The following is a 14,297-nucleotide window of genomic DNA, read 5'->3' on the forward strand; positions in this document are numbered from 1 at the left end:
GCGCTACGGATGGTCAGTCCTTGACCGCGCCGGCCGTCACGCCCGTCGAGACGTACCGCTGGGCGAGGACCAGCAGCACGGCGGCCGGGACGGAGGCGACGACGGCGGTGGCCATGATGGCGTTCCACTGCTGGTTGTTGTTGCCGATGTAGTGGTAGATGCCGAGGGTGATCGGCTGGTGGTCGCCGCCACCGGCGAGGGTCGAGGCGAAGATGAAGTCCGACCAGGACCACAGGAACGCGAACAGTGACACCGTGACGATGGAGTTGCGGCTGACCGGCAGCACGACGGACCAGAAGGTCCGGAGCCGGCCGGCGCCGTCGACGACGGCGGCCTGGAGCAACTCGTCGGGGATCCCGGACATAAAGGCCGTGAAGATCAACACCCCGAACGGCACCGCGAGTGTGGAGTCGGCAAGGATCAGACCGGGCAGCGTGTTCAGCACGCCGAGGTGGAGATAGACGGCGTAGAAGCCCATGGCCATGATGATTCCCGGGATCATCTGCGCGATCAGCAGCACGAAGCTCAGTGCCGGGCCGCCGGGCGGGCGGAGCTTGGCCAGCGCGTAGCCGGCCGGTGCGGCCAGCGCCAGGGTCAGGGCCACCGTGCCGAGACCGACGAGGAAGCTGGTGCCGAGGTACGGGAGCTGCTGGTCGAGCACCGCGCGGTAGCCGTCAAGGGTGCCGTCGATCGGAAACAGCTGCGGGGGACTGGCCCGCAGGTTCTCGTCCCGGGTGAACGACACGGTGACCATCCAGTAGACCGGGAAGAGCATCAGCCCGGTCACCAGCAGTCCGATGAGGGTCTTCCACAGGGCGCGAGGTGGGGAGGTGGTCATCGCAGGTGCTGCCTCCGTTCGAAACGGATGTAGCCGAGACCGGCGACCAGGGCCATCACGATGAGCAGGTTGCCGACCGCCGCGCCGGGCCCGAACTCCGGCAGGAGATTGCCGAAACCGAGCCGGTACGACCAGGTGGCGAGCGTGGCGGAGGAGTCGGTGGGGCCACCCCTGGTCATGATCCAGATGATGTCGAAGACCTTCAGCGTGTAGACCAGCCCCAGCAGCAGGGTGATCGCCGAGACGGGACGCAGCAGCGGAAGGGTGATCGACCAGAACCGTTGCCAGCCCGACGCGCCGTCGAGCGCGGACGCCTCGTGCACCTCGACCGGGATCCCCTGGAGGCCGCTGTGCAACACCACAAGGTTGAACGGGATGCCGATCCAGATGTTCGCGATGATCACCGAGGTGAGTGACCAGCCCGGCGAGGTAAGCCAGTGGACCTGGTCGATCCCGAGGGCGCCGAGCGCCGCGTTCACCAACCCGGAGTCGCTGTTGAGAAGCCACGACCAGGTCGACGCCGAGACGATAAGCGGCAGCAGCCACGGAATGAGGATCACCGCCCGCAGCGTGCGCGACAGCGGGAAGTGCTTGTGGAAGAAGAGCGCCAGCGCCATGCCGATCGTGAACTGGAAGAACAGCGATGCGCCGGTGAAGACCACTGTGTGCGCCAGCGTCGACCCGAAGGCCGGGTCGGTCAGGACGGTCCGGTAGTTGTCGAGACCGGCGAAGGGCGCGCCGCCCTGCACGAACGAGCGGACGGTGTACTCGCGCAGGCTCAACTCGACATTGCGGTAGAGCGGATAGGCGTAGAAGGCGGTCAGGTAGACGGTCACGGGTGCCAGGAAGGCCCAGGCCTGCCATCGGCCGCGTCGGCGTCGGGCACGGGCAGGCGCGGGTGGGGCGGCTGTCGCGGTCGCACCCGGCTCTCGTGCGCTTGTGGAGGTCTGCGTCGTAGGGGGCATGGTGTCGGTGCGGCGCGCTTACCTGGAGGTCGCCGCGGTCTGCGCGGCGGTAAGCGCCTCACGCGGCGACTTCTGACCGCTCAGGGCCGACTGCACCGCCGTCCACAGGGCCTCGGAGATCTTCGGGTACTTCGTGCCGAGGTTGTCCCCGGTGCGGCCCTTGGCAGCCCGGACCGCCTGCACCCAGACCGTGAGCTTGGGGTCCGCCGCCGCCTGCCGATCCTGCACGGCCGTGACGGGTGCCACGTAGGAGAGCGTGGTGTCGGTGGTGAGCAGGTTGTCGGCGCTCGTCAGGCAGGTGACCAGTTTCTGCGACGTCGCGTACCGCTTGGTGTTCTTCTGCACGGGGATGGAGACGAACTCGCCACCGGTGGGCGCTGGCGCCGGACCACCGGCGCTGGCCGGGATGGCGACGGTGCCGTACGAGAACCCGAGCTTCTCGGCGTTCGCCAACTGCCAGGTGCCGTTCTCGGCGAACGCGAAGTCACCTGTGGCGAACTCCTGCCAACTCGTGGTCTGGGTGTTGTTGATGACGGAGTTGGGGGCGTACCCCTGCTTCAGCCAGTCCGTCCAGAGCGTCAGCGCGGAGACCGCCTGCGGTGAGTCCAGACCGGTCAGTTGGGCTCCCGCGCCCCAGAACCACGGCAGGAACTGGAAGCTGCCCTCCTCGGTGCCGATGGCCGAGAAGGTGATGCCCTTCTTTCCCGCGGCCTTGACCCTGGTCAGCGCCGTGGTCAGGGACGTCCAGTCCGTGATGGTGGCCGGGTCCACGCCGGCGGCAGTCAGCAGATCCTTGTTGTAGTAGAGCGCGAGGGTGTTCGCCCCGATCGGCACCCCGTACGTCTTGCCCTCGCTCTGGCCCGCGCCGAGCAGGTTCGGTGCCATGGCCGAGACGTCGAGCTTGTTGTCGTCGGTGGTGGTGAGCGCGCCCGCCTCGGCCAGTGTGGAGATGACGGGGTTGTCCACGATCAGCACGTCCGGCGAGTTGCCCTGCTGGGCGGCGAGCAGCGCCTTGTTCGTCAGGTCTGTGGTGTCGTAGCCGGTCCGCTCGACAGTCACCCCGGCGGAGGTACCGCACTTGTCGAGCAGTGCGACCCACTCCGAGTCGTCGGCGAACTGCGGGTACGGATCCCAGACGACGTACGCGGCGTTGCCGCCGGAGGGATCGTCGGCGGACGACGAACAGGCGCTGACGGCGGCGACGGCGAGCGCTGCCGCGGCGACAGCGGCCAGGCGCCGCCGGTGGTTGGGTCGAGTCATCTGGTGCCTCACTTCACGTCGATCGTCAGGTGGGGTGGGATCGGCCGTCGCGGGTCGTCTCGGCTCGAGATGAAGCGAACCGATTCGACAACTGTTCGGCCGAAGATAGGTCGGCCCATGCCATGCGGTCAACAGCTGATCGCAGTGGTTGCGGGGCTGCACTGGAAACGCCCGCTTCATCGGATCGTCATCGCATTGACATCGTTCAGTGTCCGGTCCTACGATCCGTTCGAACCGATTCGCAAGCGCTGCCCTCCGGAGTGCGTCCCCCACGCCCCACCAAGGAGCCGCCCCGTGTCAACCCCGTCCCGTGGCAGACCAGGACGAACCCGTGCGACAGTCGCCCGACTCGTCGCCGGCCTGCTCGCCGTCGCCGCCACCACAGTCGCCGTCGGGTCCCCGGCCCAGGCCGCCGACGAGTCGATAAGCGTCAACTTCGCCACGACAAGCGGTACGCCTACCTACCGCGCGTCCGGCTGGATCTACGGCATGACCGAGAACGCCAGCGGCCCGCCCGACCACTTCTACCGGGACGTCAAGTTCCAGTACATGCGCGCGGGCGGCGCGCAGCTGCCGGGAAGCGGCTGGGTCGGCGGAAACTACGACCGCCGGTGGAACTCCACACTCGCCCAGGCGCGCCGCACCGTCGCCCTCGGCGGTCAGTTCATCCTGCTGCCGCACGACCTGTGGGGTGCCGACGGCGCCGGGATCTCCCGCTTCCCAGGCGACAACGGCAACTGGGCCGATTACGACGCCTTCCTGACCCGCCTCGTCAACGACGTCCGGGCGTCCGGGCTCTCGGTGCAGTGGGACATCTGGAACGAACCCAACATCACCATCTTCTGGAACCGGCCGATCTCCCAGTACCTCGAACTGTGGCGCCGCACCCACCAGCGCATCCGGGCCGAGTTCCCCAACCAACTCATCGTCGGGCCGAGCTGCGCCTGCGTCCCGTCCACCACACACGCCTTCTGGAACCAGTACCTGGACTTCGTCCGCTCGACGAACACCGTGCCGGACATCATCAGCTGGCACTCGCTGCCCGGCGACCCGGTCGCCAACGTCGCCGCCGCAAACGCCACCCTCGACCCGCGCGGCATCGCCCACCCCCGGCCGTACCAGATCAACGAGTACGGTGCGCCCGAGGAGCAGAACCCGGCCGACGGCGCGTGGTACATCGCCCGCCTGGAGCGAGCCCGCGCCGACGGCCTCCGCGCCAACTGGGCCGGCGGCGGCAACCTGCACAACGACCTCGGCAACCTGCTGGTCCGCAACTCGGCCGGGCAGCACCAGCCCAAGGGCGAGTGGTGGGCATACCGCTTCTACGCCGGGCAGACGGGGCAGGTCGCCGCGGTGACGCCCAGCCAGTCGTACGACGCGTACGCCACGAAGGCGACAGGCGCGGCGAAGGTCCTCGTCGGCGGCGGTCGGACCACCGGGAACCTGACCGTCAACCTGCAACGCCTCGACACGACGAGCGGCATCGTGCAGAACAACCAGGTCCGGGCCCTCGTCCAGCGCATCCCGCACAACGGTGGCGGTGCCGTGCAGGGGCCGATCACGGTGTCGAACAGCGTCGTCGGCGTGGCAAACAACAACGCCACTGTGACGTTGCCGTACACCAACCAGACCGACACCTACGCGATCACCCTGCTGCCGCCGTCGGACGGCGGGTTCCAGTCGGTGGCGGTGGCCCAGCACTCCCAGCAGTGCCTGGACAACGCCGGGCTGAGCACAGCGGACGGCAACGTCCAGCAGCAGTTCTACTGCGAGGGCGGCGACCAGCAGCTCTGGAACTTCCGTCCGGTCGCCGGGGTGGCCAACACGTACACGGTGGTCAACCAGCAGAGCGGCAAGTGCCTGGACGTCAGCGGTGTCTCCACCGCCGACGGTGCGGCTGTGCACCAGTGGACCTGCCTGAACGGCCTCAACCAGCAGTTCGCCCTCCGCAAGGTGACCTACGCGGGCAACGACTCGCACGACTACCAACTCGTCGCCCGGCACAGCGGCAAGTGCGTCGATGTCAGCACGATCTCCACGGCGCCCCGGGCCCTGGTGCACCAGTGGACCTGCAATCCGGCCGGTCAGGGCAGCCCGTTGAACCAGACGTGGCGGGTCCTGGGCCGGTAGGCGTCACCCCCGTAACAACCCCACCATCCGTGGCGCGTCGGCGAGCCCTCGCGCTTCGACGACTCCGAGGAGCCGCTCCGTGCAAACCTCGTCCCGTACCGGGCCAGTTGAAGGCCCGGTCCGTCACCCCCGGCCGCGACGCGGTCGCGTCCGTCACCTGATGATGCTGGCCGCTGTTCTGGCCAGCGTCCTCGTCGGGGTCGGCACCGTCGCTGCCGCACCACAGGCGTCCGCCGCCGCCATCGAGCCGGGTCAGAGCACCAGGATCGTCGGCGTGCCCTCCGGCCGCTGCCTCGACGTCCCCAACGCCAGCACCACGAACGGCACCCAGACCCAACTCTGGGACTGCCAGGGCGGCCCCAACCAGACCTGGACCTGGACGTCGAGCAGACAACTCATCGTGTACGGCAACAAGTGCCTGGACGCCTCCGGCCAGGGCACCGCCAACGGCACGGCGGCGATCATCTGGGACTGCAACGGTCAGACCAACCAGCAGTGGAACGTCAACGCCAACGGCACCATCACCGGCGTGCACTCCGGGCTGTGCCTCGACGCCAGCGGCTACGGCACCACCAACGGCACCAAGATCCACCTGTGGGCGTGCCACGGCGGCACGAACCAGCAGTGGAGTTCGCCGTCCACCCCGCCGACCACGCCGCCGCCGACCACCCCGCCGCCGTCGGGCGCGCGGCCGTGCGACATCTACGCCTCCGGCGGCACCCCGTGCGTGGCGGCACACAGCACGACGCGTGCGCTCTACGCGGCGTACGCCGGCAACCTCTACCAGGTCCGGCGTTCGTCGGACAACACGTCCCGCAACATCGGGCTGGTGACCGCCGGTGGCACCGCCAACGCGGCGACGCAGGACGCGTTCTGTGCCGGCACGACCTGCGTGGTGACAGTCGTGTACGACCAGTCCGGGCGTGGAAACGACCTCTGGTACCAGGGGTCGAGCGTGGTTCCGGGCTCGCCGCAGAGCAGGCCTGCGGTGGCGACCTCGGAGTCCCTGACCGTGGGCGGGGCCAAGGCGTACTCGCTCTACATCAACCCCGGCAACAGCTACTGGCGCGACGGGCACCTGACCGGGGTGCCGACCGGGGCCGCGCCCGAGGGCATGTACATGGTGACAAGCGGCACCCACGTCAACAACGGCTGCTGCTTCGACTACGGCAACAGTGAGACGACGAGGAAGGCCGACGCCGCTGGGGCGATGGACGCCATCAACTTCGGCACCCAGTGCTGGTTCGGCGGCTGCTCCGGCACCGGCCCCTGGGTGCAGGCGGACCTCGAATGGGGCCTCTTCCCGGGTGGCAGTCAGACCTGGAACCCCAACCAGCGCTCCTTCACCAGCAAGTTCGTCACCGCGACGCTCAAGAACAACGGCACGTCCCGCTTCGCGATCAAGGGCAGCAACGCCCAGTCGGGCAGCCTCTACACCCTCTGGGACGGCTCACTCCCGCCTGGATACAGCCCGATGAAGAAGCAGGGCGCGATCATCCTGGGCAGCGGCGGGGACTGCTGCAAGCCCGACGGCGGCGCGAACCTGAGCGCCGGCACCTTCTACGAGGGAGCCATGGTCGCCGGCTATCCGTCCGACGCGACCGAGAACGCGGTGCAGGCCAACGTGGTGACCGCCGGCTACCGCTGAACCGGCGCGCCGCTCGCGGGCCAACCGCCGCCGGTCATCACTCCCACAGTGGTGGCCGGCGCGGCGCGGTCGCGTCAGTCGTCCGCGGCTGGCGCGGCGTGGTCGCGTCACTGGTGGTGGCTGGTGCGGCGTGGTGCGTCAGTGGGCGGCGGCGTTCGTGTGGTCCGGGGCGGCCGACGGGGGAGCGACCTCGGCGAGCGCGGCCCGCACGGTGTCCAGCAACTGGTCGTCGGGGTGGTCGATCCAGTGCTGGATGGCGACGCGCAGAATCGCCATGAACGTCGCGGCCAGCAGACGGGCGCGTAGCGCCACGTCCGCGCCGGTGAGCCGGGGTACGAGCGCTGTCGCCAGTTCGCGCTCGATCGCCGTGTACGCCGCGACCTGCTGTGCGGCCAGGCCAGGGTTCCCGCGCAACTGTCGGCGTCGGGGCAGCCAGAACCGGTCCCGCCCGCCGAACGCCTCGGGGGTGAACCGTTCGGCCGCCCGGCTCAGCGCCGTCCACGGCGGCTCGTCGACAGGCCGCTCGTGGACCAGTTGCAGCAGCCGTCGCAGGCGTACGGTATCGCCGTGAAAGAGCGCTTCTTCCTTGTTGGAGAAGTAGTTGGAGAACGTTCGCCGGGAGACGTTCGCGGCGTCGGCGATGGCCTCGACGGTCACGCCGTCGGGCCCGTGTTCGGCGGCCAGGCGTAGCGCCGCCTCGTGCAGGGCGAGGCGGGTGGCCGCCTTCTTGCGCTCCCGCAGCCCGGTGATCTCGTCCATCGGCCCCAGCGTAGTGGGGTGATGCGCTTCTCAACGAGCAAACTTGCCTGGTGGGCAAGATCGGTAGATGCTTGCGTGAGGCAACCAACTAGGTGTGAGGGGCAGGCGTGGACGGCACCGTGGGAGAAATCGGCCTTCGGCTGTACGACCTGGTGCGGACTGTCCGGTTACTGAAGCAGCACCGGGCGGAGGAAGGGCAGGCCGTCGCGCCGGGGCTGCTCGGCATGCTCATGCAGATCGACAAGCTCTCTGGCAGCTGCCAGGCCCGTGAGCTGGCCCAGCGCACCCGGCTCGACCCGTCCACCGTCAGCCGATCGATCGCGGCGCTCGTCGCCGACGGTCTGGTCGAGCGGCGGCCCGACCCGTCGGACAAGCGGGCGAGCTTCCTCGCGATCACACCCGCCGGCCGGGACGCCCTGGCCGAGAGCTTCGGCTGGTACGGCGACGTGCTGCGCCGGGCGTTGGCCGACTGGACCCCCGACGAGATCGACGCGCTGAGCGGCGCCCTCGGCCGGTTCGCCCGCGACACCGAGGTTGCCCTCGGAAACAACGACAACCTGGAGGCCGCGCGATGAGCGCACCCACCATCACGACCGGCGCTGAGCCGATGACCCATCGGCGGACGCTCGAGGCGCTCAGTGGCCTGCTGCTGGTGCTGTTCGTCGCGATGCTCAGCAGCACCGTCGTCTCCACAGCGCTTCCGAAGATCATCGGGGCGTTGAACGGCTCGCAGACCCAGTACACCTGGGTGGTCACCGCGACCCTGCTCACCGCGACAGCGACCACCCCGATCTGGGGCAAGCTGGCCGACCTGTTCAACAAGAAGGTCCTGATCCAGGTCGCCATCGTGGTCTTCCTGCTCGGCTCGGTCATCGCCGGGTTCTCGCAGACCGCCAGCCAGTTGATCGCCGCCCGCGCGTTCCAGGGCATCGGGGTGGGTGGCCTGCAGGCGCTGGTCCAGGTGGCGATCGCCGCGATGATCCCGCCGCGCGAGCGGGGCCGCTACAACGGTTACCTCGGTGGCGTCATGGCGGTCGCGACGGTCGGTGGCCCGCTGCTCGGCGGACTCATCGTCGACACGTCCTGGCTCGGCTGGCGCTGGTGCTTCTTCGTCGGCGTGCCGGTCGCCGCCATCGCACTGATCCTGCTCCAGGCCACCCTGAACCTGCCGACCGCCCGGCGTGAGAACGTCAAGATCGACTATCTGGGTGCCGGCCTGATCGCCGCAGGCGTCAGCGTGCTGCTGATCTGGATCTCCTTCGTCGACGGCTCGTTCGCCTGGGTCTCCTGGCAGACCGCGGCCATGGTGGGCGGGGCGGTCATCCTGCTCGCCCTCGCGGTCTGGGTCGAGTCACGGGCCGCCGAGCCCGTCGTCCCACTCGAGATCGTGCGCCAGCACACCACCGCGCTGGCCATCCTCGGCAGCCTCGCGGTCGGCATGGCCATGTTCGGCGGCGCCGTCTTCCTCGGCCAGTACTTCCAGATCGGCCGCGGCTACAGCCCCACCGAGGCGGGCCTGCTCACCATCCCGATGATGGCCGGGGTGCTCCTGTCCTCGATCATCGCCGGACGCCTGATCACCAAGAGCGGAAAGATCAAGCCGTACATCGTGGCCGGCTCGATCACCCTCGTCGTCGGGTTCGCGCTGCTCGGCACGATCGACCACGAGACGTCGCTCGTCCTTGTCGGCGTCGCCATGTTCATCGTCGGCACGGGTGTCGGTATGACCATGCAGAACCTCGTCCTCGCCGTGCAGAACACGGTCTCGCTCAAGGACATCGGCGCGGCGAGTTCCAGCGTGGCGTTCTTCCGGTCGCTCGGCGGCACCATCGGGGTGTCGGTGCTCGGCGCCGTCCTCGCTCGCCGGGTCACCGACCAGATCAGCCACGACCTCACCGCCGCCGGGATCCCCACCTCCGGCAGCTCCGAGGGCAGCAGCAACCTCAACATCACCGCGCTGCCCGAAGCTGTTCAGCACATCGTCCGGGCCGCGTACGGCGACGCCACCGGGCACATCTTCTTCATCTCGGCAGCCATCGCGGTCGTCGGCGTCATCGCCGCGCTGCTGCTCCGGCCGGTCACCCTGCGTACCAGCCTGGACCTGCCGGACACCGCCACGACGACGGCCGTGGCCGCCGACGCGATCGACGGTGCTCCCGCGTTCGACCAGACCTCTGTGGACGACGCGCCGAAGGAGACGACTCGCCGGCGCTGACGCCGAACCCGCACGAACCGGGGCCGCCACCGATTTCCAACGGTGGCGGCCCCGCGCTGTCCGACGACTCAGGAACCGGAGCGATATTCGGCACCGGCAGGTGAGGTGGCGCCTGAGTCGTCCAGCGCCCAACGACGGTGCCTGACGGCCGCATCCCGCCTGACTCGACCGGCTGTGCCCGCGCGGGCCGTACTCCCAGTATTCGGGCAAACCCTCCCGCTTGTCGGGACCACCTCGATGATCGACTCGATATCGCCGAAACGGGGGTGTCCTGCTTGCGGGATACCCCGACATCGCCGATCTCGGCCGGTGGCGCCCCGCTACTCGAGAGAGGGAGGCGGCCGCGGTGCGTGGGCCAAATCCGGACGCAGGAGGCAAGAGGTGCACTCCCTGCCACTCTCAACATATATCGCACCGGGGGTCTTGCCGCAAGGCCCCTGTCGTACCGCAGAATCTCCCAGCCAAGGCCACGGCCTGCGCGAACGAGGGGTTCGCGGGTGCGGATCGCGCCGCACTGCCGGGCGGCCGTAACCACGGCGAATGGGGGATTTTCATGATCGACGTGATCATCGTCGGCGGGGGGCCGACCGGCCTGATGCTGGCGGGCGAGTTGCGGCTGCACGGCGTACGCACGCTCGTGCTGGAGAGGGACACGGAACCGACGGGGTACGTCCGCGCGCTGGGCCTGCACGCGCGCAGCATCGAGGTGTTGGATCAGCGTGGGCTGCTGGAGCGGTTTCTCGCGCTCGGCCAGCGGTACCCGGTCGGTGGTTTCTTCGCCGCCATCACCAAGCCGTCGCCGGGTGGGCTGGACACCGCTCACCCGTACGTCCTCGGCATCCCGCAGCCCACCACCGATCGCCTGCTGGCGGAGCACGCGATCGAACTCGGCGCCGAGGTGCGGCGCGGCTGCGAACTGGTGGGGCTGAGCCAGGACGAGCACGGGGTGACAGTCGAGCTGGCCGACGGAGCGCGGTTGCGCTCGCGCTATCTGGTCGGCTGCGACGGGGGCCGCAGCACCGTACGCGGGCTGCTCGGCGTCGGCTTCCCCGGTGAACCGAGCAGGGTCGAGACGCTGCTCGGTGAGATGGAGGTGGGGGTGCCGCCGGAGACGGTGGCAGCCGTGGTGGCCGAAGTCTGCAAGACCCAACTCCGATTCGGTCTCGGACCCTTCGGCGAGGGGGTGTACCGCGTTGTCGTACCGGCTGAGGGGTTGGCTGCGGACCGTTCGGTCCCGCCGACCCTGGAGGAGGTGAAGCGGCAACTGCGGGCGGTCGCCGGAACCGACTTTGGCGTGCACTCGCCGCGCTGGCTGTCCCGCTTCGGCGACGGTACGCGGCTGGCCGAGCGGTACCGGACGGGTCGGGTGCTGCTGGCCGGCGACGCGGCGCACATCCACCCGCCGACCGGTGGGCAGGGGCTGAACCTCGGCATCCAGGACGCGTTCAACCTCGGCTGGAAACTGGCCGCCGAGATCAACGGCTGGGCGCCGGAAGGGCTGCTGGACACCTACCACACCGAACGGCACCCGGTCGCCGCCGACGTCCTGGACAACACCCGCGCGCAGATGGAGTTGCTGTCCACCGAGCCGGGTGCCCGGGCGGTACGTCGACTGCTGACGGAGTTGATGGACTTCGAGGACGTGAACAGGTACCTGATCGAGAAGGTCACCGCGCTCGGGGTCCGCTACGACTTCGGCGCGGGGCATGACCTGCTCGGCCGGCACCTGCGGGACACACGACTGAAGAGCGGGCGGCTCTACGAGCTGATGCACGGCGGCCGAGGGCTGTTGCTGGACCAGACCGGCAGGCTCTCGGTCGCGGGATGGGCGGATCGGGTCGACCACGTCGTCGACATCAGCGACGAGTTGGACGCGCCCGCCGTGCTGCTGCGGCCCGACGGCCACGTGGCATGGGTCGGTGACGACCAGCAGGAGCTGCTGGACCAGACGCGCCGCTGGTTCGGCGCCGCCGTCGACTGACGGACACGCCCGTCGAAGAGGGCACCCGCGCGCCCGCCCCGTCGGGCCGCACCGGGACGTGGTGTCAGCGTGCCGCGAGACCGTACTCGCGGTCGGTGAACAGGTCCACGTCCCGCGGCCCCAGCTTCGCGACCTGCCGGGCGTGCAGGGCGAGCTGCCGGCGTGCCTCGCCAAGGCGGCGGCTGGCGATGCTCATCTCGTCGGACGGTTCGAATGGTTCGGTGCCGCTGCACTCCATGGCGGCGGCCATCACCCCGTTGTACGCGGTCATCAGCCCGTTGGCCAGGGCGATGCCGTCCTGGTCACCGTGGGTCCAGATCTGCGACCAGGCCGTCTCCACAGTGGTCATGTCTCGGGCCAACCAGTCGTGCAGCACCATCGGCCCCAGAGGCTTGTGCCCTGCGAACAACTCGTTGCCCGCCTCCGGCAGGCTGGAGCGCCAGTACCTGGTCTGCCGCAGCGCTTCGGTCTTGTGTGCGAGCCGCAGGGCGCCGGACAGGATCAGGATGTACGCCCGCTGGAGGTCGGCCCGTTCCTGGTGCCGTCGCCTCATCCGAGAGTGCACAAGGACCACGAGCAGTGATGCGAAGGCGGTGATCGCGGAGCCGAGCAGGGCAGCCAGGGTTGAGTTCACGCCGACATGATGCCTGCCGATCAATTGCGGCGATCCTCGGGATCACCCGATCCGTCTGCCATGGCCCGTCCTGTTACCGGTAACAGGACGGCCCATGGCCTGTTTGCTGCGGCTTGATAGATGTCCTTCGTTACGACTTGACGAACGGCATGTTATCGCTCACAGTCGATGTCGAGGACGACAGTAGCTGTGGCTCACCGGGCGAGCCCGCTGGCCGAACCTCACGACCAGACGTCCCCCCAGGGCATGCGGACGTCGTATCAGCACCGTGTCAGCAGCAGCCGGCCACATGGCGGGCGCATTGCGCCTGCCGACCGGCACAGGACGACCGATCCGGAATTCACGGCGATCCACCTCGGGACATCCCGGAACCGACGCCGGCAGCGACGTCGGGGTACCACCACCGCTGCAACCTCCACGAAGGACTGGACATGAAACCCAAGAAAGCCCTGCGGGCGACGGTGATCCTCGCCGTCGCCGGCGCACTGACCGCGGCCACGATGGTGGCCCTGGCCCCCAACGCCAGCGCCGGGACGACCCTGCGCACGGCGGCGGCCGAGAAGGGCCGCTACTTCGGCGCCGCAGTCGCGACGGGCAAGCTCTCCACCAGCACGTACGTCAACATTCTGAACCGCGAGTTCAACAGCGTCGTGGCCGAGAACGAGATGAAGTGGGATGCCACCGAGCCGCAGCAGGGTCGGTTCAGCTACACCGGCGGTGATCGTCTGGTCAGTCATGCGCAGGCAAACGGCATGAGTGTGCGGGGTCATGCGTTGTTGTGGCACCAGCAGCAGCCGGGCTGGGCGCAGGGCATGTCGGGCAGCGCGTTGCGCAATGCCGCGATCAACCATGTCACCCAGGTCGCCACGCATTTCCGGGGCAAGATCTATGCCTGGGACGTGGTGAACGAGGCGTTCGCCGACGGTGGCAGTGGTGGCCGGCGGGACTCGAACCTGCAGCGCACCGGCAACGACTGGATCGAGGCGGCGTTCCGGGCCGCGCGGGCTGCCGACCCGGGCGCGAAGCTCTGCTACAACGACTACAACACCGACGGGATCAACGCGAAGTCGACGGGCATCTACAACATGGTGCGGGACTTCAAGTCCCGTGGCGTGCCGATCGACTGCGTGGGTTTCCAGTCCCACCTGGGCACCAGCCTGGCCAGTGACTACCAGGCCAACCTGCAGCGCTTCGCCGATCTGGGCGTGGATGTGCAGATCACCGAGTTGGACGTCATGACCGGCGGCAACCAGGCGAACATCTTCGGCGCGGTCACCCGCGCATGCCTGGCCGTCACCCGCTGCACCGGAATCACCGTGTGGGGCGTACGCGACTGCGACTCGTGGCGCGGCTCCGACAACGCGCTGCTGTTCGACTGCAACGGCAACAAGAAGTCCGCGTACGACGCTGTGCTCAACGCCCTCAACAGCGGTACGCCCATCCCGACGACCCCGCCGCCGAACCCGACCACGCCGCCGCCGAACCCGACCACCCCGCCGCCGAACCCGACGACTCCGCCGCCGGGGCCGAGTGGGTGCTCGGCGTCGACGTCGGTCAACTCGTGGACCGGCGGGTTCGTGGTGAACGTGAAGGTGACAGCTGGTTCGTCCGGCACGAGGGGTTGGACCGTCGCGCTGACGCTGCCCGGTGGGGCGGGCGTGACGAACACCTGGTCGGCCACGGCCAGTGGCAGCAGCGGTTCGGTGCGGTTCACGAACGTGGACTACAACGGGCAGCTTGCTGCCGGTCAGGTGACCGAGTTCGGGTTCCAGGGCACCGGCAGCGCGGGCAGCCTGACCCCCACCTGCACCGCCAGCTGACCATCGAGGTGCGCCGCGCCAACGGACACGGCCAGCGGTAGGACCAC

11 protein-coding genes are annotated in these 14,297 nt (G+C 69.0%); 6 read left to right on the forward strand and 5 right to left on the reverse strand.

What is annotated here, in order from left to right:
- Positions 1-13 precede the first annotated feature (13 nt).
- Genes ACFY2Q_RS07410 through ACFY2Q_RS07420 form a run of 3 tightly spaced genes read right to left on the reverse strand, consistent with a single transcriptional unit; the run spans position 14 to position 3,063 of the window.
- On the reverse strand, positions 14-838 hold the full coding sequence (locus tag ACFY2Q_RS07410; RefSeq protein WP_387128314.1) for a carbohydrate ABC transporter permease: 825 nt from the start codon (positions 836-838) through the stop codon (positions 14-16).
- Positions 835-1,803 carry a carbohydrate ABC transporter permease gene (locus tag ACFY2Q_RS07415; RefSeq protein ID WP_387128315.1) on the reverse strand — a complete coding sequence of 323 codons (969 nt, stop codon included), beginning with the start codon at positions 1,801-1,803 and terminating at the stop codon, positions 835-837. Before ACFY2Q_RS07415 ends, ACFY2Q_RS07410 begins: the two co-directional genes overlap by 4 nt.
- 18 nt (positions 1,804-1,821) lie before the next feature.
- On the reverse strand, positions 1,822-3,063 hold the full coding sequence (locus ACFY2Q_RS07420) for an extracellular solute-binding protein (protein ID WP_387128316.1): 1,242 nt from the start codon (positions 3,061-3,063) through the stop codon (positions 1,822-1,824).
- A gap of 294 nt (positions 3,064-3,357) precedes the next feature.
- Here ACFY2Q_RS07420 and ACFY2Q_RS07425 point away from each other — a divergent pair, with 294 nt between their 5' ends.
- Both ACFY2Q_RS07425 and ACFY2Q_RS07430 read left to right on the forward strand, forming a co-directional pair.
- Positions 3,358-5,193 (forward strand): RICIN domain-containing protein, encoded by a 1,836-nt coding sequence (locus ACFY2Q_RS07425; RefSeq protein ID WP_387128317.1) that lies wholly within the window; start codon positions 3,358-3,360, stop codon positions 5,191-5,193.
- A 160-nt stretch (positions 5,194-5,353) separates the two neighbouring features.
- Positions 5,354-6,841, forward strand: a complete 1,488-nt coding sequence (locus ACFY2Q_RS07430; RefSeq protein ID WP_387128318.1) for an arabinofuranosidase catalytic domain-containing protein — start codon at positions 5,354-5,356, stop codon at positions 6,839-6,841.
- A 138-nt stretch (positions 6,842-6,979) separates the two neighbouring features.
- Here the strand turns inward: ACFY2Q_RS07430 and ACFY2Q_RS07435 are convergent, their stop codons facing one another.
- Entirely contained in the window at positions 6,980-7,600 is a 621-nt protein-coding gene (locus ACFY2Q_RS07435; RefSeq protein ID WP_387128319.1) for a TetR/AcrR family transcriptional regulator, read from the reverse strand.
- 107 nt (positions 7,601-7,707) lie between these two features.
- Between ACFY2Q_RS07435 and ACFY2Q_RS07440 the strand changes: the two genes are divergently transcribed.
- The 3 genes from ACFY2Q_RS07440 (at position 7,708) to rox (ending at position 11,796) form a co-directional block, all read left to right on the forward strand.
- Positions 7,708-8,175 (forward strand): MarR family winged helix-turn-helix transcriptional regulator, encoded by a 468-nt coding sequence (locus tag ACFY2Q_RS07440; protein WP_387128320.1) that lies wholly within the window; start codon positions 7,708-7,710, stop codon positions 8,173-8,175.
- Entirely contained in the window at positions 8,172-9,815 is a 1,644-nt protein-coding gene (locus ACFY2Q_RS07445) for an MDR family MFS transporter (protein ID WP_387128321.1), read from the forward strand. The genes ACFY2Q_RS07440 and ACFY2Q_RS07445 overlap by 4 nt, the downstream gene beginning before the upstream one ends.
- A gap of 553 nt (positions 9,816-10,368) precedes the next feature.
- Positions 10,369-11,796: a rifampin monooxygenase gene (rox, locus tag ACFY2Q_RS07450; RefSeq protein ID WP_387128322.1), complete on the forward strand. Its 1,428-nt coding sequence runs from the start codon at positions 10,369-10,371 to the stop codon at positions 11,794-11,796.
- 64 nt (positions 11,797-11,860) lie between these two features.
- Here the strand turns inward: rox and ACFY2Q_RS07455 are convergent, their stop codons facing one another.
- The gene (locus ACFY2Q_RS07455) at positions 11,861-12,430 is read right to left on the reverse strand and encodes a hypothetical protein (RefSeq protein WP_387128323.1); all 570 of its coding nucleotides are present in this window, start codon (positions 12,428-12,430) and stop codon (positions 11,861-11,863) included.
- A 431-nt stretch (positions 12,431-12,861) separates the two neighbouring features.
- On the opposite strand from ACFY2Q_RS07455, the gene ACFY2Q_RS07460 reads away from it, so the two are divergent.
- Positions 12,862-14,250 (forward strand): endo-1,4-beta-xylanase, encoded by a 1,389-nt coding sequence (locus tag ACFY2Q_RS07460; protein WP_387128324.1) that lies wholly within the window; start codon positions 12,862-12,864, stop codon positions 14,248-14,250.
- Positions 14,251-14,297 lie beyond the last annotated feature (47 nt).

Origin of the sequence: Micromonospora sp. NPDC000316 (genome assembly GCF_042898885.1) — a bacterium.
Classification (GTDB): Bacteria; Actinomycetota; Actinomycetes; order Mycobacteriales; family Micromonosporaceae; genus Micromonospora.